Genomic DNA, 20,876 nt, shown 5'->3' with positions numbered 1-20,876 from the left:
CGCCCGCTTCGACTGCGGCGCGAGCTGTGCGCGCAGGCGCTGAGCGCCGCTGTGGTCCGGCAACAGGGGTGGGGGTGGGGGACGGATGCTTCCGACGCAGGCGGGGCGACAAGGCGGGCATAACGGTATCTCCTGCTCGGATTCGGGCGTGCGGGACCGCCCGGCGGCACGGACCGCCGGGTCAGGGGGCGCTGGTCAGCGCGGTGGGGCCGTGGACGGGGGATCTGTGGACCTGGGGGGTGCGCCGACCGTGGGAGTGCGGGACGCTCCCGAGGTGCCCTGGCCGGTCCGGGGCGGCGAGGTGGTCGGCGCTCCCGTCGAGCTCCGGCCGGGAGCAGGCGCACCGGTCCCGGTTGAGGTGCTGCGGGGCGACGTCGGTACGGGAGTCGGCGTGAGCGTCGACTTGGAGGGAGACGGCGTGACGGCCGGGACGGAGGTGCCCGGAGTCCCCGGCAGGAGTGCGGCAGCGGCAGCGCCGGTGCCGGCGAAGACCAGGCAGGCGCCGACGGCGAGCGAGGCGATCCGGCGCCGGCGCATCCGCTCGCCGCGCCGGGTGACGAGCGAGACCGGCGCATAGCGCGCACGGGCCTGTCCGGTGGAGGCGGCTTCCTGGAACAACGACCGCAGCAGGTCATGGGGCTCAGGCACCGGGGGCCTCCTCAATACGCGGGTCCGCCAGACGAAGGGAGAGCGCGGTGCGGCCCCGGACCAGATGCGTCTTGACCGTGCTGGCGGACAGCCCGGTCTCACCCGCGATCTGCTCGACGGTCAGGTCGCACACGTAGTGCAGCGTCATGGTCCGACGCTGCTTGACCGGCAGTTGCCGCAGCGCCTCCACCAGTGCCACGGACTCCGGTCCGGGCCCCTCGACATGCGGCGGGGCGCCGCTGCGCTGCCACGCGTCCGCGGTGCGGCGCCGTACGCGCCACCGGCTCACCGCCAGGCGCCAGGCGACCGTGCGGATCCACGCCTCGGGCTGACCGTTCCGGTCGAGCTGACGCCGCCGGCTCCAGCCCTTGGCGAACGCCTCCTGCACCACATCCTGCGCCTCGTGCTGATCGCCGAGCATCACGTACAGCTGCCCGGTCAGCCGTGCGACCGTCTGCGCGTAAAACTCTTCGAACTCCTCGACGGTCAACAGCCACTCCCCGGAATCTTTTCGGTCTCACCAGGCTTACGCCTGGCGCACGGCATCCGGTCGACACCGGGGCGAAGATTCCAGCGTGACGGTCGTCACAGGTCACAGCGCAGTGGACACCCAGCCCCTGGCCGAGCGCGGGGAGCGACACCGGCCCCTCGGGCATGCGGCAGGACCCAGTAGGCGCACTCGGCGACGCCGTGCACGAGGTTCATCCGGCGCAGGGCCACCCGGCCGAGGATCTCGCGGTCGTCGGCAGGGGTGATGGCCCACTGGGCGTCCTGCTCCCGCTGCCAGGACCGGTGGGTGGCGGTGATCCACTCCTGGGCTTCGTCCGGCGACGTCACATGGTGCACGTGCCGGCGCCGGATCGTCCGGTCCTGGAAGGCGCGTTGCAGGACGGGGGCGTCGTCCGCCTCCCAGGGCCGCAGCAGCAACTCGCCGTCGTACGACGGGAGAGAGGGCTGAGAAGTACGTGATGACCGAGCCGTCGCCGCGCTGGTGCCCGGCCCGGCTGTCGGCGCCCTGGTGTTCACTGCCGCTGTCGCTGTCACGGCAACGGAGCAGGCGCGGAAGGCCACCTGAGGAGAGCCCGGTTCACGCCACCGCCCGCTCCCCGGCCGCCCCGCCTCCTGCCTCTCCCCCGTGCCTCTCCCCGTTCCCGTTGCTCTCCCCGCCCCCGTCCCGGTGAATGGGTGTCCGTGAGCCGGTCAGCGGGGCGCCCGTGCCGCCCCGTCGTGCCGCGACGATCTCGGCCGCGATGGACAGGGCCGTCTCCTCGGGGGTGCGGGCGCCGAGGTCGAGCCCGATCGGCGAGTGAAGACGGGTCAGTTCGGAGTCGCTGACGCCGGCTTCACGGAGTCTGCGGTTGCGGTCTTCGTGGGTGCGGCGTGAGCCCATGGCGCCGACGAAGGCGACAGGCAGCCGCAGGGCCTCCTGGAGCAGGGGTATGTCGAACTTGGCGTCGTGGGTGAGCACGCACAGGACCGTGCGGCCGTCGGTCCCGGTGCGCTGGAGGTAGCGGTGCGGCCAGTCGGCCACGATGTCGTCGGCCTCCGGAAAGCGGACCCGGGTGGCGAAGACGGGGCGGGCGTCGCAGACCGTGACGTGGTAGCCGAGGAACTTGCCCGTACGCACCAGCGCCGCGGCGAAGTCGATGGCGCCGAAGACGATCATGCGGGGCGGCGGCACGCTCGACTCGACGAACAGTGTCAGGTCGGCCGCACAGTGCGATCCGCTCTCCGAGACGGCGAAGGCGCCGGTGCGGCCCGCGTCCAGCATGGCGCGGGTCTCCGCCACCGCCGTACGGTCCAGCTCGGGATGTCCGTCGAGACCGCCTTCGTACGAGCCGTCGGGGTGGACGAGCAGGGCCCTGCCGAGCAGTTCGGCCGGGCCCCGGGCCACGCGGGCGACTGCCGCCGGCTCTCCCCGGGCGGCTGCCGACAGCGCCGCCGCGAATACCTTGCGGCCCGGCGCGTCCGCCGTCACCGGCGTGACCAGGACCTCGATGGACCCGCCGCAGGTCAGCCCCACCGCGAAGGCGTCCTCGGCGCTGTAGCCGAATCGCTCGAGCACCGTCCCGCCGTCCTGGAGCGCCTGGGCGCACAGGTCGTACACCGCGGCTTCCACACAGCCGCCGGAGACCGAGCCGATGACCACTCCCCGGCTGTCGACGGCGAGAGCGGCGCCGGGGCTGCGCGGCGCGCTGCCGGCGACGGCCACGACGGTGGCGACGGCGAAGTCCCGCCCCTCCTCCATCCAGCGGTTCAACTCGTCGGCGATGTCGAGCATCTCGGTCTCCTCTTGGTTCGTGGGCCGGTGCGGGGGCCCCTTGCGCGGCGGACGGCGCAGGGCCCCGGGCGTCCGTGCGGGCTCAGCCGGTCCCGCCCTCCCCCGCTCCCGCCAGCAGCACACGGTCCGGGCGGATCGGCAGGTCCCGGTGGCGTACACCGGTCGCGTGCCAGACCGCGTTGGCGATGGCCGCCGCGGCTCCCACGATCCCGATCTCGCCGATGCCCTTGATCCCGACCGGGTCGTCCGGGTCCGGGTCGTCCACCCAGTCCGCCTCGATGAGCGGTACATCGGCGTTCGCGGCGAAGTGATAGCCCGCGAGGTCGGCGCCGACATGCCTGCCCGAAGCCTGGTCCCTGACCGCCTCCTCGTGCAGCGCCATGGAAAGGCCCCAGATCATGCCGCCGATGAACTGGCTGCGCGCGGTCAGCGGGTTGATGATCCGGCCCGCGGCGAACATGCCGAGCATCCGCCGTACCCGGACCTCACCGCTGGTCACATCCACCGCGACCTCGGCGAACTGCGCCCCGAAGGAGTGCCGTTCCTTGTTCGCCAGCGCACCGATGGCCGCTCCGGTGTCCGAGCGTGCCGTGATCCCCTGCGGCGGGATGTCACCGCCCAGGGCCAGTTGCTCCCGCAGCTCGCCCACCGCGGCCGTGACCGCCCAGCCCCAGGAGCGGGTGCCCATCGAACCGCCGGCGATCATCGCCGGGCCGAAGTCACTGTCCGCGATCTTCATCCGGATACGCGCCGGTTCCACGTCCAGCGCCTCCGCGGCGATCAGCGTCAGCGCCGTCCGCGCTCCGGTCCCGACGTCTGCCGCGGTGATCCGTACGGTGAAGGTGCCGTCCGCCTCCGCCGTCACGGCAGCCGTGGACGGAACCGCCCTGGAAGGGAACGAGGCGGCGGCCGTCCCGGTTCCGAGCAGCCAGCGCCCCTCGCGTCGTATGCCGGCGCGCGGGTCGCGGTCCGCCCAGCCGAACCTGCGGGCACCCTCCTGGAAACAGGCGAGCAGATTGCGGCTGCTGAACGGCAGACCGGAGACCGGCCCCGCGTCCGGTTCGTTGCGTGCGCGCAGCGCGATCGGGTCCAGGCCGCACTTCTCGGCGAGCTCGTCGAGCGCGGACTCCAGCGCGAACGAGCCGGGCGCCTCGCCCGGTGCGCGCATGAAGGTCGGGGTGGGCACATCGAGCTTCACGAGGCGGTTCACGGTGTGGTGCGCGTCGGCGGCGTACATCACGCGCCCCGGATCGGCGCTCCGCTCGACGAATTCGTGCACCGTCGAGGTGAGGCTCTGGGCCTGGTGGTCGAAGGCACGCAGCCGCCCGTCGGCATCGGCGCCGAGCCTGACCCGCTGCGCCGTCGGGCTCCGGTAGCCGACCAGCGAAAAGGTCTGACGACGGGTCAGCACGACCCGGACCGGGCGGTGGAGGAGGGTCGCGGCCATCACGGCGCAGACCTGGTGGGGGCGGACCCCCTTGGCCCCGAAGGCGCCGCCGACGTGCTCCGAGCGCACACGTACCGAGGAGGGGTCGAGGGAGAAAAGCTTCGCGAGCTCCTCCGCCACCCACATACTGCCCTGATTGGAGTCGACGACCTCCAGGCGTCCGCCGTCCCAGTGAGCCGTCGCCGCATGCGGCTCCATCGCGCTGTGGTGCTCTTCCGGTGTGGTGTACTCCGCGTCCACGACGACGGCGGACGCGGCGAGTTCGGCCTGAAGGTCGCCCCTCTCCGTCTCGCATGGTTCGCCGAGGGAACTCTCCGGTGTGTACGTACCGGGGCGCCCGGCGAAGAACGCCACGTCGTGCGGCTCCTGGTCGTACCGGACCACCAGCGCTTCGGCGGCCTCCCGGGCCTGTTCGGACGTTTCGGCGACGACCAGCGCCACCGGCCAGCCAGCAGAGGGCACCCGGTCGTGCTGGAAGACCAGGAGGGTCGGGTCGGGCCGCCCCAACATGCCGGTGTAGTCGCCGTCGACGCGGGGCGCGTTGCCGTGGTGCAGGACGGTGAGGACGCCGGGCATGGCCAGGACGGGGTCTGCCTCCACGGCGCGGATGCGGCCGCGGGCGATGGTGGACAACACCAGCCAGCCGTGGGCGAGGCCGGCGAAGGGAATCTCTCCCGCGTACCGTGCCGCTCCGGTGACCTTCTCCCGGCCCTCGATACGGGTGTGGGCGGTACCGGCGGCCCTCGTCACCGCGCTGGTTCCGGTCGTCGTGGTCATCGGGCGGCCTCCTCGGTGAGTTCGGTCAGCATGGCCACGACGAGGTTGCGCATCAGCGTCACCTTGTATCCGTTGTGGGGCAGCGTCTCGGCGGCTGCCAGCTCGGCGTCCGCGGCGGCGGCGAACGCGGCGGCGTCCGCCGGTCCCCCGGTCAGCACCCGCTCGGCCTCCCGGGCCCGCCACGGTCGGGACGCGACCGCGCCGAAGGCGAGGCGCACTTCGCGTACGACGCCGTCCCGGACATCGAGGGCCGCGGCGATCGAGCCGATCGCGAAGGCGTACGACGCGCGCTCGCGCACCTTCCGGTAGCGGGAGTGCGCGGCGACCGGAGCCGGCGGCAGGGTGATGCCGGTGATCAGCGCGCCGGGCGGCAGCGCGGTCTCCAGATGCGGGGTGTCACCCACGGCCAGATAGAACTCCGCAAGCGGCAACTCCCCCGGACCGTCGGTGGTTTCGTACCGGACGACGGCGTCGAAGGCGGCGAGCGCCACCCCCATGTCGGACGGATGGACGGCCACACAGTGCGCGGAGGCGCCGAGGATCGCATGGTTGTGGTGTTCGCCCTCAATGGCGGGACAACCGCTGCCGGGGACACGCTTGTTGCACGGCTTGGTCGGGTCGGTGAAGTAGCCGCAGCGGGTGCGCTGGAGGAGGTTCCCGCCGACCGTGGCCATATTGCGCAGCTGTCCCGAGGCGCCGGACAGCACCGCCTGCGCCAACGCCGGGTAATCGCGCCGGACTTCGGGGTGGGCGGCGAGCTCGCTGTTGGTGACGGTCGCGCCGATGCGCAGACCGCCGCCGTCCACGGCCTCGATCCGGCCGAGGGGAAGTTCACGTACGTCGATGAGCTGCGCGGGTCGCTCCACCCCGGCCTTCATCAGGTCGACGAGGTTGGTGCCGCCGCCGAGGCAGCGCGCATCGGGATCGGCGCCGAGCAGGGCGACCGCGCCGGGGACGTCGAACACGCGCTGATAGCCGAATTCCCTCATACCGTTATCTCCACGTCTTCCGTGCCGGCGCCGTCATCGGGACCGCTGAGCCGCCCCGTTGTGGGAGGAGACTGCGCCGCCTCGGCCTCCGCCGCCCGCGCGACCGCCTGCACGATCGACACATAGGCGCCGCAGCGGCACAGGTTGCCGCTCATCCGCTCCCGGATCTCGTCTGCGGTGAGCGGCGGCACTCCCGCTTCGGGCCGTATGTCGGCGGTTGCGGCACTCGGCCAGCCCGCCGCGTGCTCCTCGATCACCGCGATGGCCGAGCAGATCTGCCCCGGTGTGCAGTAGCCGCACTGGTAGCCGTCGAGGTCGAGGAACGCCTGCTGCACCGGATGCAGCTCCTCACCCTGCGCCACGCCCTCGATGGTGGTGATCACGCGCCCCTCGGCGGCCACCGCCAGCTGGAGGCACGAGACGGCCCGGCTGCCGTCGAGCAGCACCGTACAGGCGCCGCACTGGCCGTGGTCACAGCCCTTTTTGGTACCTGTCAGATCGAGCCGGTCGCGCAGCGCGTCGAGCAGCGTGGTGCGGTGGTCGACGGGCAGCGTGTGCTTCTCTCCGTTGATGTTCAGGGTGATGGCGCTGGACGTCGATAGGGCCATGATCAGCCTTCTTTCGCGTATATGAGGCGCGGCGGGCGTCGGGGCGCGGGCCCTGATGCCGACGTGGCCGACCCGGAGGTCGAGCTGTCCCTGTCAGGCAGGGGCGGGAGTGTCGGACGCGACGATCCCGGAGACAGTGCGGAAGGCGGTACGGGAGGAGACGGCGGGGTGCATAGCGGCGTCGGCTCAGGCGTCGCGGCGTGCGTATCGGGCGAGGAGCAGGTCAAGGTCGTCACCGGTCGTCCCCACCAGCCACCTCTACCGCTATGGTGGCCTAAGCGGACAACTGTCCATTACCAGTGAACTTACCGGACAGCTGTCCGGTTAGCAAGGCCGTCATCGCAATTCCCGGAAGGAGGACGAGTTGCAGGAGAAGAAGGACGCGCCACTGCGCTCGGACGCACAACGGAATCGCGAGCGCATCCTGGAAGTGGCACTGGCGGAGCTGACCCAGTCGGCCGACGCCCCGCTGAGCGCGATCGCAAGGAAGGCATGCGTCGGGCAGGGGACCTTCTACCGCCACTTCCCCAACCGCGAGTCACTGGTCCTGGAGGTCTACCGCTACGAGGTCCAGCAGGTCGCCGACACCGCGGCCCAGTTGCTGGAGACCCGCGCTCCCGACCAGGCCCTGCGGGAGTGGATGGACCGCCTCGCCCAGTACGCCATGGCCAAGGCCGGCCTGGCCGACGCGATGCGCAGGGCGACCAGCAAGCAGAACGCCCTGGCCGGCCTGGGGCACGGCCCCGTCACCTCGGCCGTCACCCTCCTGCTGACGGCGAACGAGGAGGCCGGCACCATCCGCCCAGGAGTGGCCCCCGACGACTTCCTGCTCGCCATCGCCGGCCTCTGGCAGATCGATCCCCACGGTGACTGGCAGTCGCGCGCCGGACGCCTCCTGGACCTCGTCATGGACGGACTGCGCGCCGGCGCCCCCGGGGCGTGAGCGCCGCGACGCTCCGGGCCGAGGATTCGATCATGCGGGGGACGCCCCGGAGTCGTCGGTGGGCCGGTTCACGGTGTGCGCCGGATCAAGCAGCATCCTGCCGGTATGGACACATATCTGCGTTCGTGGACCGGGCACCGGCCCATCACCTCGCCGTTCGCGCGCCCGAGCGGCACGCGCGGGCGCCTCGCCGGACGGTTCATGCGGTGGACCAACAAACAGGACGATGTGCTCGACACCCTGGACGTCCAGCCGGGAGACCGGATTCTGGAGGTGGGGTACGGCCCCGGTGAGCTGGTGCGGCTGCTGGTCGCCCGGACCGGGGCCGCCGTCATCCGGGGGGTGGACCCCTCGCCCGAGATGCGCCATGCCGCCACCAGGGCCAACCGCGGTGCGGTCCGCACCGGCCGGGTCGCGTTGGACATCGGAACGGCGGACCACACCGGCCTCGCCGATCAGAGCATGGACCGTGTCGTGTCGGTCAACAACGTGGGCCTCTGGCCCGATCTGGAAACCGGGCTGCGGGAGCTGCACCGCGTCGTACGCCCCGGAGGCACGGCGGTGATCGCATGGCACGGCGGTGTGTCCCCGGGGCCCATCACCCGGCGACTGCGCCTCCCCGACGACAAGCTCGACCGCATCGAGAGCGCCCTGCGCAAGCTCTTCGCCGACGTGGCCCGTCGCGACGCGCGGAGCCTCGTCATCTACAAGGCCGTGCGGTGACTGCGGCCATGGCAGCCCCTTCCCCCTCGGCCGGGCCGGGCGGTTGCGGTTGCCGGCATCGCACCCGGCGACCTCCGACCCCGGCCTGTCCTTGATCGCCCTGCTCGGCGGCCTGCTGCCGACAGAACTGACCTGTCATCAGGTTCCGTCACGACGCCCCCGCCTTCCCCTTGGCCAAGTCTGAGCGCAGCGTCATGAGTTCGCCTTTAGACTCGGAGATCAACGTGCCGGCTCACAGTTCAAGGAGATGGAATGACACAGCCTCCCTTCGCAACCCTGTCCACCGCGCTGGCGGCGCTGGGAATAGCCCTGGGCGTCTTCGCGGTCCAGTTGCGCGCAGACGGCTACGAGCAGTACGTCGAGTCCGTGGCCACCGCCAGCGTCGTGATGCTGACCACCGCGAGCCTGACCGTCGTGACCTGGGTCCGCTACCGCCGCCAGCTGAACTCGGACTGAGCTCTCCACACGCCGACGGGCGCCGGGGCCGATGCCCCGGCGCCCGTCGGCGTTGTCAAGAGGCTCCTCCTCGAAGGCCGGGTCGACGAGCAGGAGTTGCCCGGTCGCACGGTGACCGGCGAGAACGGCCGGACCGTCCCAGCCGGGTACACCCGGTCCGTACTCGGCCTGTTGGTCCAGCAACGTGTGCCCACCACGTCGGACGGTGAGACGAGTCGCCACATGGCCGGACGGCTCACCCGTCCGTCCAAGGATCTGCTCCTCACGCAGGACCAGCCGTGCGGTGGGGGCGAGGCCGAGCGTCCAGCTCTGCCGCAGCTTGCTGCCGGCCGCGCAGATCAACGGCTTGGGGAGCCAGTGGAGCTGCGCTTGTTCGGCGTCCTCACGGGTGTAGATGTCGTTGGTGCCCACAGCGATGGACAACTCGTCACGCAACGCCCGGCACAGCGCGGCGACGGTGGCGGTCTTGCCCGAACCGACCGGGCCGCCCAACCCGATGAGCAGGGCCCGCCGGTTGCCGTCGGGGTGGTGGGGGTCAGCGCTGTAGGTGTGACGCTCGGGGAACGTCTCTGCATGGTCAAGATGCATACGGGCTCCAGTCCGGTGTGAGGTGTCGTGGTCGCGGTGGCGTCAGGAGGCGAAGAGACGAACCGGCCATGCGGCATGCTGTTGCGCGGTGATGTCCAGCAACGGCGCGGAGGCGGCAGGCAGCGCGTCGGTCCCTTCCTCGGCGAGGCGGTCGGCGGCCGCGGTGGCTGCGGTGGCGGTCCGGTCGACCTCGGGGGCGAGTCGGGCAAGGACCGCGGTGGCCTCGAACGGGTCCAGGCTCAGCAGCCGGACCGCCGCCGTTGCCGGCCCGCTGACGGATTCGTATGCCGCCGCATACGCGGCATCCAGCGGTGTCAGCCCGGCCGACCGCGCGGCCAGGCCCAGCACCACCGGGGTGGTGCGCGCCTCGCGGACGGGCCGCGGCCAGCGCATCCAGCTCGTTCGACGGCCACGTACGTCGAGATCCTGTCTTGACCGACCACGCCGACTTGACCGACCACATCGAGCAGCCTCATCCGGACAGGGCGTCCGCGGCGAGACGCGCAGCCGGTGCACCAGCCCCTCCTCGGGCCCAGACCATCCGCACGATGTGCAACACCTGACAATGCGTCAGGCATTGTCACCGCGTCACGTCTCTGCCGGCGCCCACCCCTGGCCCGGCTCGTGCTCGACCGGGCCGAGCAATGCCACAAGGGCCGGCGGGGGCTGACAGGACATTCCCGATAGCCCCTTTTCTCATCCGGCCGGAGAAGTCCCGCTTGATTCAGGTCTTCCGAAGAGCTTTCCGCCGGCCAGGCCCTGGGCTGCGGCCTGCGCGCACCTGACGGCGAGCCTCACCAGTTCGGAGTCGGAACCCTCGCGCCAGGCAAGGGACAACCGGGCGGCAGGCACATCCGTCACCGGTATGAAGACGACGTCCTGACGGTGCTGGACTGCGATGACGGAGGCGGGGACGAGTGCGGCCGCGTTCTCGAGGGCCACGAGGTCGATGGCCTCGTCGATGCGCGTTGCAGTCGGATGTTCCTTCCAGGTGCGATTGCCTGGGCGCACCTTCCCACCCCAGAAGTCGGACCATTCGGGTGACCCTCCGGCGGGCCGGATGATCGGAACCTCGCTCAGGTCGTCAATGGACACGGACTCACGACTGGCCAGCTCGTGGGCGGATGGCAGGCAGACGACTCGGGGCAACATGGCCACGGTCGCGCTCTCGAGGCCCGTGTGGTCTGCGGGCTCCAGCACGAAGGACACGTCAGCATCCCCCGCCTCCAGACACGCCGTCTGGTCGGTCCACTGTACGTACCGGGGTAATACTCGACATTCAGGGTTTTTTTCGCGGATGAGTTCAATGGTCCGGTGCGCCAGAGGGTGACAGACGGCCGGCCGGAACGCGATGACGAGCCGTTGGACCTCCTGCCACCTCACCTGCCGCATCCCGTCTACCATGCGCTGCCACTGTTGCAGCAAGCTCTTCGCGCGGTTCAGGAATTCACTACCGGCCGAGGTGAGTTCGACCCCATTGCCGGTTCTGTCTAGAAGCTGGAGGCCCAGCTCTCCTTCGAGTTGACGAATCGCCACGCTCAACGGCGGCTGCGTCATGTGCAGTCGGGCTGCGGCTCGTGTGAATCCGCCTTCCTCGGCTACGGCCACGAAGTACCTGAGGTGCCGCAAGTCCAGTTCCATACGAACAGCATATGACGCCATGCCCAACGCGTATTGGCGCTGTCTGTAGACGTCTGCATACGCTCATCTATGCAAGTTGCAGCCATCGAACCCTCGGCTCTTTCGCTGCGGGCTCTGTGGAAATTGCCATTGGGGGTCTTCTTGTCTGTGTCGCACGAAGTGGCTTTCAACGGGTGTACTGACGCGAACGTCACTCACGCATTGGCTGTGACTGGAATCCTCAATCGGCTCGGCGCCGGCGACACATCACACACAATTGACGATGTCTGCGCACATGAGGTGATGAAGCCTCAACTGCGTCGGTCGCTGTCGGCCGGCGCCACGTCACTGGGCAGCACGGTCACGCAAGACGGCCGTCTTGGGCTCAGGGCTCACGATCGCGTCTCTCATCCCGATGCCGGCTTCTCCGTCTATGGCGTCGGTGGGCGGCGCGATGTCGCGCGCGCTCCCTGAACTCGCCCCAGCTGTCGCGGAGGGTGAGCGCACAGTGCATCGGACGGACACTACGTGACGCCGGGGGCCGGGTCGGCCGGTCAGCGCATCCGGCGTCGGCGCGGTCATGGATGAGGCAGCGCTGCTCGAAGCCTTGACCTCGGATCGGCTGCCCGGTGCGCTGCTCGACGCATACGAGACCGAACCGCTGCCGCCCGACAGCCCGCCGTGGCGCAGGGAGGACGTCCCGGCGCTGCCCCACCGTATCCGGCATTCCCCTTACACCCGGCCGCGCGTCAACGCGGCGTTCGCATCGGAGCTCCGTCGACGGCTGCGAGGACAGCCCCTCGGCGACGTCGTCGACCTGGACGCTTGGCACTGAGCCACTACGCCTCCCATGCTCGCCTCGACCCCCTCCCCCCCACGGCAGGTTCCCTTTGTCGTACAACGGCTCTTCGGCATCTTCACCGTCGACTGGCGCAACGATGACGCTGATCGCCACCGGCGTATCCGTGCTCTCCTACGCACTCATGCAGACCATGGTCGTCCCGGCCTTGCATGTACTCCAGGTGCAGTTGCACACGACCCCCACGTGGTCGGCGTGGATCCTGAGCGTGTTCCTGCTGACCAGTGCAGCGAGCACGCCCTTGCTGAGCAAGCTGGGAGACCGCTACAGCAAGCGCAACGTCTTGTTGCTGGTGCTCGCCGCCTACCTGATCGGCACACTCGGCTGCGCTGCGGCAGGCAACATCGGGGTTCTGATCGGGTGCCGTGCATTGCAAGGAGTCAGCCTCGCGGCCCTCCCCCTGTCATTCGGCATCCTGCGCGACGTGCTTCCTCAGCACCGGCTGCGTTCGGGCCTCGGTCTGGTATCCGGGACCATCGGTGTGGGTGCCGGCATCGGACTGGTCGTGGGAGGCCTGGTCGTCGACCACCAGTCATGGCGCTGGTTGTTCGCGATCGCTGCGGTACTGATCCTCGGAGCGATGGGCCTCGTTGCGAAGTACGTTCCCGACCGGCGGAGCGGATCCAGCGAGCCGGTGGACGTGCCCGGGGCCGTGCTCCTGGCCTTGGTCCTCGTGGCGTTGTTGCTCGCACTGACCAAGGGCACCTCGTGGGGATGGGCATCCACAGGAACGCTGGTCCTGTTCGGAGCCTCCGTGGTTCTCCTGGCTGTGCTGGTCGTCGCCGAGCGAAAGTCCATCGCCCCCCTGATCGACCCCGCAGTCGTGGCCGGCCGCTCCTTGCTCTCGGTACACGGTGCGGCGTTCGTGTTCGGCGTGGTCTCGTTCGTGTTCTACGTCCTGCTGCCGGCATTCGCCCAGACCGCAGCAGACCAGCGGCTACCGGGAGGAAGGACGGTCGGCTACGGGATGGGGGCTGATGTCACCGTGGCGGGCCTGCTCCTTCTGCCCGGCTCACTGGCGCTGTTGCCGACGGGACCGCTCGCCGGTCTGCTGCAGCGCCTGACGTCTGCACGTGCGACGCTCGCATCAGGCTTTGCCGTCATGGCGGTTGGGGCGATCTCACTGTGTTTATGGAACGGCGACGGGTGGCAACTGGCGGCCGGGTACCTGGTGGTAGGGATCGGTTCCGGACTGGTGCTGGGCGGCATCCCGTCGGTGATCAGTGACTTGACGGAGGTACGGCGAACCGCAACCGCCAACGGCGTGAACACGGTGGTCCGTACGGCGGGCGGCGTCGTGGGCAGTCAGCTGGCTGCCGCCTTGCTGGCCGCGTGGCACATCTCCGGTTCCGAGATACCGACGCGCAGCTCCTTCATCACCGCCTTCTGGATCGCTGCCGCGGTAGCGGCGGCTGGGGGGCTGTTGTGCTGGGCCGGCATCAGGAGCTCCACGATCCCAGCCCCCCGTCCGCCAGGGGTCGCTGCCCTGCGTCACCAGAGCACAGGGAAACCGCACCCATGAGCGCTCCGCCGATCCGTCGGACTTCCCAGGGGCTTCTCCAGCGTCCAGCCCCCTGGGCACGTCCAGCCGCAGCACTCCGAGCCCGCTCGCGACCTCTCGCTACGGATCAACAACCTGTACCGCGATGACGAACCGTGTGCTTCTGCCCGTCTGTTCAAAATCAGGATTTGACCAGGAAATCGCAGGGGAGGCATAAGTGTCAGACACGAAAAATGCTCAGCGTGTGACTGCTGCTGCGGACTACGGTGTGGCCGGCACGGCAGACAGTGCAGCACTGTTCGGCGATCTGCCAGTGACCGTCCGATTTGAAAACGAACCTGTCAGGCGTTTCATCAGTGATGCGCTGCAAGAATACCAAAAATGCCTGGACAGCCGCGACGCCGACGGAGTTCCGAGCCATCTGCCGCGTGCGTCGGGTTTGCTGTTCGGGCAGTCGGACGGCACCGAAATATCCATCAGCGATATCGAATTCGTGCCGAATGTCCGCGACAGCGACGAGAGCATCATGGCTGAATTCGAGGCGACGATCGTCCCCCAGTTCGGCGATGTGTACAGGAATCCGAGGCGAGGATTCTGGTCCGACGAAAAGGGTGTCCTACGGGCAATCATGCAACAGTCCGCAAACGGCCTGGAGTTGATGGGCTCCATACATTCACATCCGAACTGGCATGAAATCGGCCCGCCGCACGAGCGCTACCAGAGGCTGAGTGAAAATCCGACACGGATGGACGAATACCTCTTCCGGCAGTCCTGCTGGCCGGTAAACGTCATCTGGTATGTACATGAGGGCAGCGGCGGTATCGCACATCGAGTAGCGGGCTGGCGGCCCGGTCCGGAGCAATGCGACAGGCTTGACATAAAAATTCCGTCGGCGATCCATGAGCAATTCGAAGTCCTGCTCGAGGAGGAATAAGAGATGCCCGATGTCAAACTTCCCGCGGCCTTCCATCTCCTGACCGGCGGGCGGAGGCAGCTGCCCGTCGAGGGCGGCAGCATCCGGGAGGTACTGACCGGTCTTGACCGAGCTTGTCCCGGTGTCCTCGAACGACTCATGGACCAAGAAGGGTCCGTGAAGCGCTACGTCAATGTCTACCGAAATGACAGCGACATCAGGAGCCTCGACGGCCTCGAAACGAAAGTGGAGCACCATGACGTCATCTGGATAGTGCCGGCGGTAGCTGGTGGCAGCGGCGTGGCACGAGCGGAGGAATCACGATGACGGACGTAATTCCCACAGAATTCTTCACTGAACCCGGTTCGAACCCGCACGCAGCAGCCGCGGAGTACCGGTCCAAGTGTCCGGTCCATCGGATCAATGTTCCCCCCGGCGCCGACGCGTACGCAGTCCTGGGGAGCAAAGTCGTTGAGGAAGCGCTCAGCGACTCACGCCTGTCCAAGCAAGTCGAGAACTTGCCCGCCCGGTATCGGGACAAGGCCGTGGCCAGCAGTCTGCTCGTGGTCGGTAACCTGGGGTTTGCCGACGTGCCCAAGCACACCCGGCTGAAGAAGCCGATCAGCCGCGCCTTCCTGCCGGCCACGATCGCCCGGCTACGCCCGCGCATCCAGGACATTGTCGACGATCTCATCGACGCCTTCCCGGAGAACGGTGAAATCGACCTGCTCAGTGACTTCGCTCTGCCGATGCCGCTTACCGTCATATGCGAGTACCTGGGGATACCGGTGGCGGACAGGCCGCTGTTTCTGGAGTGGAGTTATATCCTCAGCCAAGATCCGTTGCAGCACGACGAGGCGGAGCTGAAGGCGGCGAGCGAAGCGTTCGCGGACTATTTCACCGAGCTCGTGGCCGAGCGGCGCATGGACCTGCGGGACGACCTGCTGAGCGAGATCATCAGGGCCAGAGACGCGGGCATTTACAGCGAAACGGAGCTGCTGTCGACGCTCCTCCTGCTGATCATCGCCGGCCACAAGACGGTCGCCAACATGATCGCAAACGGAACAGCGCTGTTGCTCCGCCATCCCGAGCAGCTCGAGATGCTCCGAGCCACTCCCGAGCTCATTCCCTCGGCGATCGAGGAGATCCTGCGCTACGAGGGGTCGGCCGCCTGGGCCTCGCTGCGGGTGGCGGCGGAGGACATGCGGCTCGGCGAAGTGGACATACCCAAGGGGAGCTTCGTGCACCTGTCGCTGTCCAGCGCGGGTCGTGATCCCGACGTGTACGACGACCCGGACCGTTTCGACGTCACCCGGTCGCCGAACCGCCATCTGTCCTTCGGCCACGGTCCCCACTTCTGTATCGGCGCGCCGCTGGGCCGGCTCCAGGGCGAGATCGTTTTCTCCACCCTGTTGCGCCGACTGCCGCGGTTCGAGCTCGCAGTGCCTCCGGAAGAGGTTGCCTGGCTCTCCGACAGCTCGCTCAGTCGGGGCCTTGAGGCCCTCCCCATACGAGTGCAGGAGAGGTTGCCCCGATGACGGAATCAAGCAGCCCGAGCGTTGCTGTGGTGGGAGCCGGCGGAGTAGGCGGCTATTTCGGCGGCCTGCTTGCCGCCGCTGGGCATGATGTGCGGTTCCTGGCCCGCGGTGAGAACCTCGCTGCGCTCAGGCGAAAGGGATTGCGCATCAGCAACGGCTCAAGTGAGTGGTCTGTGCCGGAGGTGCGGGCATCGGACGACCCGCAGGACATCGGCGAGGTCGATTTCGTACTGCTCTGCGTCAAGACTCATCAGCTGCCGGCAGCTCTCGACGCGCTGGGACCGCTGGCCGGTGAGGACACTGCCGTGGTCACTGTGCAGAACGGGGTGGAAGCTCCTGAGCAGGTCGCAGCCAGGATAGGTCGCCGTCGGGTACTCCCCGGCAATGTCAGGGTCGTCGCCTCGGTGACTGGTCCGGGTGAGACAAGGCACGTGGGTCCCCCCGGTGCACTGGGCTTCGCAGAGTGGGACAGCACCGTGTCCGACCGGGTGGTTCGACTGCGCGAGGTGCTGCGTGATGCCTCGGTGACGGTGCCGGAGCCGAGCGACATCTGGGCCGACCTGTGGGCGAAGTTCCTTTTGGTGGCTCCGATCGGAAGCCTTGGAGCCGCCACCGGTGGGGCGACCATCGGCGAGCTCCGGTCGCGAGCCGGCACCCGGAACATTCTGATCGCCGGCATGCGGGAGATATACGAGACCGGGGTCGAGCTCGGAATCAAGCTGCCGGGAGATGCCGTGGACACCGCGACAGGGCTCATGGACCGGCAGTCGCCCGACGTCACCTCCTCGCTGCAACGGGACATCCTGGCGGGACGGCCGTCAGAGCTTGAAGCGTGGACCGGGGCCGTGGTCCGCCTTGCCGGCCGGGCAGGCCGGACCGCGCCGGTCCACGAAATGCTCTACGAACTGCTTGCCATGCGCGAATCACGGACAACGAGGAGTGTCCAGCCGTGAACATGAGATTCGCAGAACGCAGCACCCTGCGGGCCGTGAGGGCATACCGGGACACGGAGTCGTCGAACGCCGAAGGCAGCTCGCCCATCACCTTCGATCTGTCCAGCAACGAGCTGGTTCTTCCCCCGCTGCCTACCGTGCTTGCCGGTATCGAGAAAGGCTTTCCGCAACTTGCTCGGTACCCTGACCCCACAGCACGGGACCTGACGGCAGAGATTGCCAGGCACTTGTGCGTCTCCGCGGAGGAGTTGGCAGTCGGTCCCGGGAGCGCGGGCGTGCTCCAGCAGCTCCTTCTCGCACTGTGCGGCAAGGGCGACGAAGTCGTCTACGCCTGGCCGGGGTTCGACGCATATCCAACGTTGGTCGCCATTTCAGGTGCCACCAGCGTCCACGCGCCACTGGCTGTGTCCGGAGGACACGATCTCGATGAGATCCGCACCCGGGTAAGTGCGCGGACCAAGGTAGTGATCCTGTGCTCCCCTCATAACCCGACCGGCGTCACGATTGATCACGGCGAGTTGCACAGTTTCCTGAATTCTCTGCCGGATCATGTGGTCACGGTTCTCGACGAAGCGTACGTGGAGTTCGATCGGGGCAGCGATCCTCCGGGCACACCGGTGTTGCTGCGCGAGCACAGCAACACCGTGGTACTCCGAACCTTCTCCAAAGCCTACGGGCTGGCCGGCCTGCGGGTCGGATATGCAGCCGGGCCACGGCAGGTCATGGCCGCCGTCCGCAAGGCGGCGATCCCTTTCGGAGTGACGCGCTTCGCGGAACAAGCCGCAATCCTCTCTTTGCGCAGTGAGGTCGAACTGCTTGAACGTCTGGCCGCAGTGGCGGCGGCGCGCGAAGAACTGACTGCGGGCCTGCGGGAATTGCGGCTGCCTGTCCTGCCTTCCCGCGCCAACTTCGTCTGGCTCCCGCTCGCCTGGGCCGCCGAGTCCTTCGCCCGGGCCGCAGCCACCGCAGGGGTCAAGGTCCGAGCCTATCCGGGACATGGTGCACGGATCTCCGTGGGAGAGCCCGAGGCACATCGGATGCTGCTGACGGCGCTGGACCGGAGAGACCATGGAGACGCGTTCTGAGATGCCTTGACCACGGCTGGAGAATTACTCGAGTTTTCTCCGGGGGTTCTTCCGCGCCCGCCTGTTCTGAGAAGTCTCTGAAGAGATTTCTTTGCCCGTTCTCATGCAGCTCCTCGACAGACACCCTAGGGTAGGCATTCTGTGAAAATCCTGATGATCGCCATGCCGTGGCAAGGTCTCGACACACCGTCCAGCGCACTGGGAGTACTGGGGCCCTGCGTCCGCAAAAACGCCGCCGACTGGACCGTCGATGAGCTGTACGCCAACCTCCGATGGGCCGAATGCCTGATGGGTGAGAGCAACGGCTCCATCACGTGCGAGGATTACGGGAACGTCGCGGATCAAGTCTTCCACGGCGTAGGTGACTGGGTGTTCACCCCCGCGCTGTACGACGTCGACAGTTATCAGGTCGATGAGTACTCGAAGTTCCTCGAGCAGCGGGACACAGACCCGACGCTTCCCGTTGAGATGCAGAAGTACGCCCGGGGATTCATCCGGGATCTCGCGGCCGAGATCGCTGCCGACCCACCCGACGTGGTCGGGTTCACGAGCACCTTCATGCAGAACGTGCCGTCACTCGCGCTGGCCAGGGAGCTGAAGAAGATCGCACCGGGCATCCTCACGGTGCTGGGCGGCAGCAACTGTGACGGAGCACAAGGTCCTGCCCTGCACCGGAATTTCGGGCAACTCGACTTCGTGATCAGCGGCGAGGGCGAACGTGCACTGCCTGCGTTGCTGAATCGCATCGCCAAGGACGAGAGCCTCGCTGACGTTCCGGGGCTCAGCTGGAGGGGAGACGACGGGCAGACGGTGGTGAATCCACCGTCCAAGGCGGCACTGCCGTTCGCCATGGTGCCTGCACCCGGTTACGACAGCTACTTTCAGGCAGTGGACAAGTCAGCCGTCCGGCACCACGTCCGTCCGATGCTGGTGCTGGAGACCTCTCGCGGTTGTTGGTGGGGAGAAGCTCATCAATGCACGTTCTGCGGCCTGAACGGATCGAATATTGACTTCCGGAGCAAGGCCCCTGAGCGCATCGCTCAGGAAGTCCGCGAGCTGGCCGAGCGACACCAGGTTCTCGACCTGGTCATGGTGGACAACATCCTCGACATGAAGTATCTCCATACGGCCATGCCAGAGATAGCTGCTCTCGACTGCGATCTGAGAATCCACTACGAGATCAAGTCGAATATGAACCGGGAGCAGTTGAGCAAGCTGAAAGAGGCGAACGTCCTGTTCGTGCAGCCCGGCATCGAGAGCCTGAGCAGCCATGTGCTGCGCCTCATGGACAAGGGCGTCAGTGCCGCACACAACGTGCGGATGCTGCGTGACGGGCAGGATCTCGGGCTCAACGTGACATGGAGCATCCTCTACGGCTTCCCCGGTGAGACCGAGGGCGAGTACCGCAAACTGCTCACGAAAATGGCGACACTTGAGCATCTGGAGCCGCCGAGCGGGGCCTGGCGCATTGCACTGGAGCGGTTCAGTCCCTACTTCGAGGAACCCACCCAGGGCTTCATGTTCCGCCGCCCATCGGAAATATACGACTTCATCTACCAGGTCCCACGAGATCAGCTGTACGACATGGTGTTCTTCTTCGACACCAGCGTCCAGGGAATCTCGGGGCCCATCGAGGACGAGATGAAGCAGGCATGCGAAGAATGGGCCAAGGCGTATCCGCAGAGCACCCTCTCCTACTGGACCGATGACCGAGGCCGCGTCACCCTCGAAGACCGTCGTGCCAGCTGGCCGGAGGAAGTAATCGAGCTGGACGACGTCCAGAGCAATGTGTACCTCGGCATGTTCCAGTGCGCCGCCCGCGAGGGCATACGCCGGCGGCTTGCCGACAGCGGGCACGTCGTCGGCGACGGGGAGATCGAGGAGATGCTCCGATATTTCGTCGATCGCGGCCTGGCGTTCGAGGACGAGGGGCGCTACGTGAGCGTCGCCCTGGAGGTTGACCCGTATCGCCGAAAGCTGGTTGGCGGCAAGGAGGTGGCGGCTTCACTATGAGCGCATTGATGGAAATCGATGAACTCAAGGCCCGAGGTTCGGACGAGGGACGGGTGCCGGCCGGTGGCCGGCCCGCGACGCTGGCCCTCGGATCCGACTGGGCTGAACTTCCCGCCGCCGCCGAGCTGGCGGCGCTACTGCTCCGGGTGCCTGTCGCCGGGGTGCAGCTGACGGAGCCCGCCGACTTCTCGGCACTCCCCAGTCACATGATCGTGCGGATCATCGCCTTGCTTCGCGAATGTTCCGCGATCGGTGCCAGGGTTACCTGGTCACTGATCCTGGGCGCCGAACAGCTCGACCTGATCCCGTGTCTCGATCACCTGCCCGCACCCGTCAGCATCACGGTGCTGGAGAAAGGGATTCCGTCCGTCGGCGAGTGGCGGTCTTCCAGTAATTTCGGGCTCCTGTACTTCCGCAAGGGACCGAAATTCTTGTCCGTCGTCGATCAACGGCCCGAATCCAAGAGCCTGATCACTGTGAACGATCCCACCACGATGGAGGTCTTCCTCCAAGGCCTGGAGGGGTGCACGTGGGCCGAGGTGACCCGGGACCCGCGGTACGCCGCCGCCGCGCGGGATCTGGTGAACAAGGGCCTGGTCATGCACATCGGGGATCATTACGTGACCCTTCCAGTGCACATGCGTTCATGGCCCCTGGGTGTGGCGCTCCTGGGGGGCACCTTGGCCTCAGCCGGGAAGAAATCGGAAGATTTCACAGAGTAGTTCGGGCGATACCGGGGATGGGGTTCCTGTCGCGAAAGGCTCGCGCGCGAGATGACAAGAGCATGCGTGGGCCGCAGGCGGGAACCCCTGCCGCTGGAAGGGTCCGCATGCCGCCCGCGGACGCGTTGATCCGATGCAACAGTGCGCGTGGCCAGCGGTTGCAGGAGGTCAGCGCGACACGTGCTCGTCTCCAACGTCTCCACAGCGGACGC

At 67.8% G+C, this 20,876-nt stretch carries 20 protein-coding genes and 2 pseudogenes; 12 read left to right on the top strand and 10 right to left on the bottom strand.

All coding sequences use genetic code 11. From position 1 onward, the window contains the following. Nucleotides 1-195: 195 nt before the first annotated feature. The 7 genes from IF67_RS41850 to IF67_RS0122025 all read right to left on the bottom strand — a co-directional run bounded on the left by IF67_RS41850 (nucleotide 196) and on the right by IF67_RS0122025 (nucleotide 6,750). A complete protein-coding gene (locus tag IF67_RS41850; protein WP_199812764.1) occupies nucleotides 196-648 on the bottom strand; it encodes a hypothetical protein in 453 nt (150 codons plus the stop codon). After that, nucleotides 641-1,138 (bottom strand): SigE family RNA polymerase sigma factor, encoded by a 498-nt coding sequence (locus IF67_RS0122050; protein ID WP_030988223.1) that lies wholly within the window; start codon nucleotides 1,136-1,138, stop codon nucleotides 641-643. The genes IF67_RS41850 and IF67_RS0122050 overlap by 8 nt, the downstream gene beginning before the upstream one ends. Nucleotides 1,139-1,233: 95 nt before the next feature. Further along, entirely contained in the window at nucleotides 1,234-1,575 is a 342-nt protein-coding gene (locus tag IF67_RS0122045) for a GNAT family N-acetyltransferase (protein ID WP_234341242.1), read from the bottom strand. Between the two features lie 160 nt (nucleotides 1,576-1,735). Then, on the bottom strand, nucleotides 1,736-2,929 hold the full coding sequence (locus IF67_RS0122040; RefSeq protein ID WP_051818421.1) for an XdhC family protein: 1,194 nt from the start codon (nucleotides 2,927-2,929) through the stop codon (nucleotides 1,736-1,738). Between the two features lie 82 nt (nucleotides 2,930-3,011). Next, nucleotides 3,012-5,153, bottom strand: coding sequence for a xanthine dehydrogenase family protein molybdopterin-binding subunit (locus IF67_RS0122035; RefSeq protein ID WP_030988220.1), 2,142 nt, complete (start codon nucleotides 5,151-5,153; stop codon nucleotides 3,012-3,014). Beyond that, the gene (locus tag IF67_RS0122030) at nucleotides 5,150-6,142 is read right to left on the bottom strand and encodes an FAD binding domain-containing protein (protein WP_030988219.1); all 993 of its coding nucleotides are present in this window, start codon (nucleotides 6,140-6,142) and stop codon (nucleotides 5,150-5,152) included. Before IF67_RS0122030 ends, IF67_RS0122035 begins: the two co-directional genes overlap by 4 nt. Then, on the bottom strand, nucleotides 6,139-6,750 hold the full coding sequence (locus tag IF67_RS0122025; protein ID WP_037839684.1) for a (2Fe-2S)-binding protein: 612 nt from the start codon (nucleotides 6,748-6,750) through the stop codon (nucleotides 6,139-6,141). Before IF67_RS0122025 ends, IF67_RS0122030 begins: the two co-directional genes overlap by 4 nt. 364 nt (nucleotides 6,751-7,114) lie before the next feature. Between IF67_RS0122025 and IF67_RS0122020 the strand changes: the two genes are divergently transcribed. The 3 genes from IF67_RS0122020 (at nucleotide 7,115) to IF67_RS0122010 (ending at nucleotide 8,872) form a co-directional block, all read left to right on the top strand. Beyond that, nucleotides 7,115-7,693, top strand: a complete 579-nt coding sequence (locus IF67_RS0122020) for a TetR/AcrR family transcriptional regulator (protein WP_030988217.1) — start codon at nucleotides 7,115-7,117, stop codon at nucleotides 7,691-7,693. A gap of 105 nt (nucleotides 7,694-7,798) precedes the next feature. Then, nucleotides 7,799-8,416 (top strand): class I SAM-dependent methyltransferase, encoded by a 618-nt coding sequence (locus IF67_RS0122015; RefSeq protein ID WP_063754378.1) that lies wholly within the window; start codon nucleotides 7,799-7,801, stop codon nucleotides 8,414-8,416. Nucleotides 8,417-8,668: 252 nt separating this feature from the next. Further along, on the top strand, nucleotides 8,669-8,872 hold the full coding sequence (locus IF67_RS0122010; RefSeq protein ID WP_030988208.1) for an SCO3870 family protein: 204 nt from the start codon (nucleotides 8,669-8,671) through the stop codon (nucleotides 8,870-8,872). Nucleotides 8,873-8,940: 68 nt separating this feature from the next. Here the strand turns inward: IF67_RS0122010 and IF67_RS45110 are convergent. The 3 genes and pseudogenes from IF67_RS45110 to IF67_RS0121995 all read right to left on the bottom strand — a co-directional run. After that, a pseudogene (locus tag IF67_RS45110) lies at nucleotides 8,941-9,460 on the bottom strand (urease accessory protein UreD); the annotation flags it as partial. Nucleotides 9,461-9,502: 42 nt separating this feature from the next. Beyond that, nucleotides 9,503-9,884, bottom strand: a pseudogene (locus IF67_RS39455) (urease accessory protein UreF); the annotation flags it as partial. A gap of 272 nt (nucleotides 9,885-10,156) precedes the next feature. Beyond that, nucleotides 10,157-11,101 (bottom strand): LysR family transcriptional regulator, encoded by a 945-nt coding sequence (locus IF67_RS0121995; protein ID WP_158713143.1) that lies wholly within the window; start codon nucleotides 11,099-11,101, stop codon nucleotides 10,157-10,159. A gap of 559 nt (nucleotides 11,102-11,660) precedes the next feature. Between IF67_RS0121995 and IF67_RS0121990 the strand changes: the two genes are divergently transcribed. From IF67_RS0121990 to IF67_RS0121955, 9 genes are all read left to right on the top strand, one after another. Then, entirely contained in the window at nucleotides 11,661-11,915 is a 255-nt protein-coding gene (locus IF67_RS0121990; RefSeq protein WP_030988203.1) for an NAD(P)-dependent oxidoreductase, read from the top strand. A 103-nt stretch (nucleotides 11,916-12,018) separates the two neighbouring features. Further along, nucleotides 12,019-13,461, top strand: coding sequence for an MFS transporter (locus IF67_RS0121985; RefSeq protein ID WP_051818417.1), 1,443 nt, complete (start codon nucleotides 12,019-12,021; stop codon nucleotides 13,459-13,461). A gap of 223 nt (nucleotides 13,462-13,684) precedes the next feature. Continuing rightward, entirely contained in the window at nucleotides 13,685-14,374 is a 690-nt protein-coding gene (locus IF67_RS41840; RefSeq protein WP_158713142.1) for a hypothetical protein, read from the top strand. 3 nt (nucleotides 14,375-14,377) lie between these two features. Continuing rightward, a complete protein-coding gene (locus IF67_RS41835) occupies nucleotides 14,378-14,680 on the top strand; it encodes a MoaD/ThiS family protein (RefSeq protein ID WP_078889558.1) in 303 nt (100 codons plus the stop codon). Next, the gene (locus tag IF67_RS0121975) at nucleotides 14,677-15,891 is read left to right on the top strand and encodes a cytochrome P450 family protein (protein WP_030988197.1); all 1,215 of its coding nucleotides are present in this window, start codon (nucleotides 14,677-14,679) and stop codon (nucleotides 15,889-15,891) included. Before IF67_RS41835 ends, IF67_RS0121975 begins: the two co-directional genes overlap by 4 nt. After that, the gene (locus tag IF67_RS0121970) at nucleotides 15,888-16,844 is read left to right on the top strand and encodes a 2-dehydropantoate 2-reductase (RefSeq protein ID WP_030988196.1); all 957 of its coding nucleotides are present in this window, start codon (nucleotides 15,888-15,890) and stop codon (nucleotides 16,842-16,844) included. Before IF67_RS0121975 ends, IF67_RS0121970 begins: the two co-directional genes overlap by 4 nt. 2 nt (nucleotides 16,845-16,846) lie before the next feature. Further along, nucleotides 16,847-17,929: a histidinol-phosphate transaminase gene (locus IF67_RS0121965; protein ID WP_030988193.1), complete on the top strand. Its 1,083-nt coding sequence runs from the start codon at nucleotides 16,847-16,849 to the stop codon at nucleotides 17,927-17,929. Nucleotides 17,930-18,070: 141 nt separating this feature from the next. Continuing rightward, the gene (locus IF67_RS0121960) at nucleotides 18,071-19,942 is read left to right on the top strand and encodes a RiPP maturation radical SAM C-methyltransferase (RefSeq protein WP_063754376.1); all 1,872 of its coding nucleotides are present in this window, start codon (nucleotides 18,071-18,073) and stop codon (nucleotides 19,940-19,942) included. Then, nucleotides 19,939-20,664 carry a DUF5825 family protein gene (locus IF67_RS0121955; protein WP_158713140.1) on the top strand — a complete coding sequence of 242 codons (726 nt, stop codon included), beginning with the start codon at nucleotides 19,939-19,941 and terminating at the stop codon, nucleotides 20,662-20,664. The genes IF67_RS0121960 and IF67_RS0121955 overlap by 4 nt, the downstream gene beginning before the upstream one ends. The last annotated feature ends 212 nt before the right edge of the window (nucleotides 20,665-20,876 follow it).

It is taken from the genome of Streptomyces sp. NRRL S-1813 (genome assembly GCF_000719605.1).
Taxonomy (GTDB): domain Bacteria; phylum Actinomycetota; class Actinomycetes; order Streptomycetales; family Streptomycetaceae; genus Streptomyces; species Streptomyces decoyicus.
The sequence above is the reverse complement of the archived record's forward strand: the minus strand, read 5'-3'. Positions and strand labels throughout refer to the sequence as shown.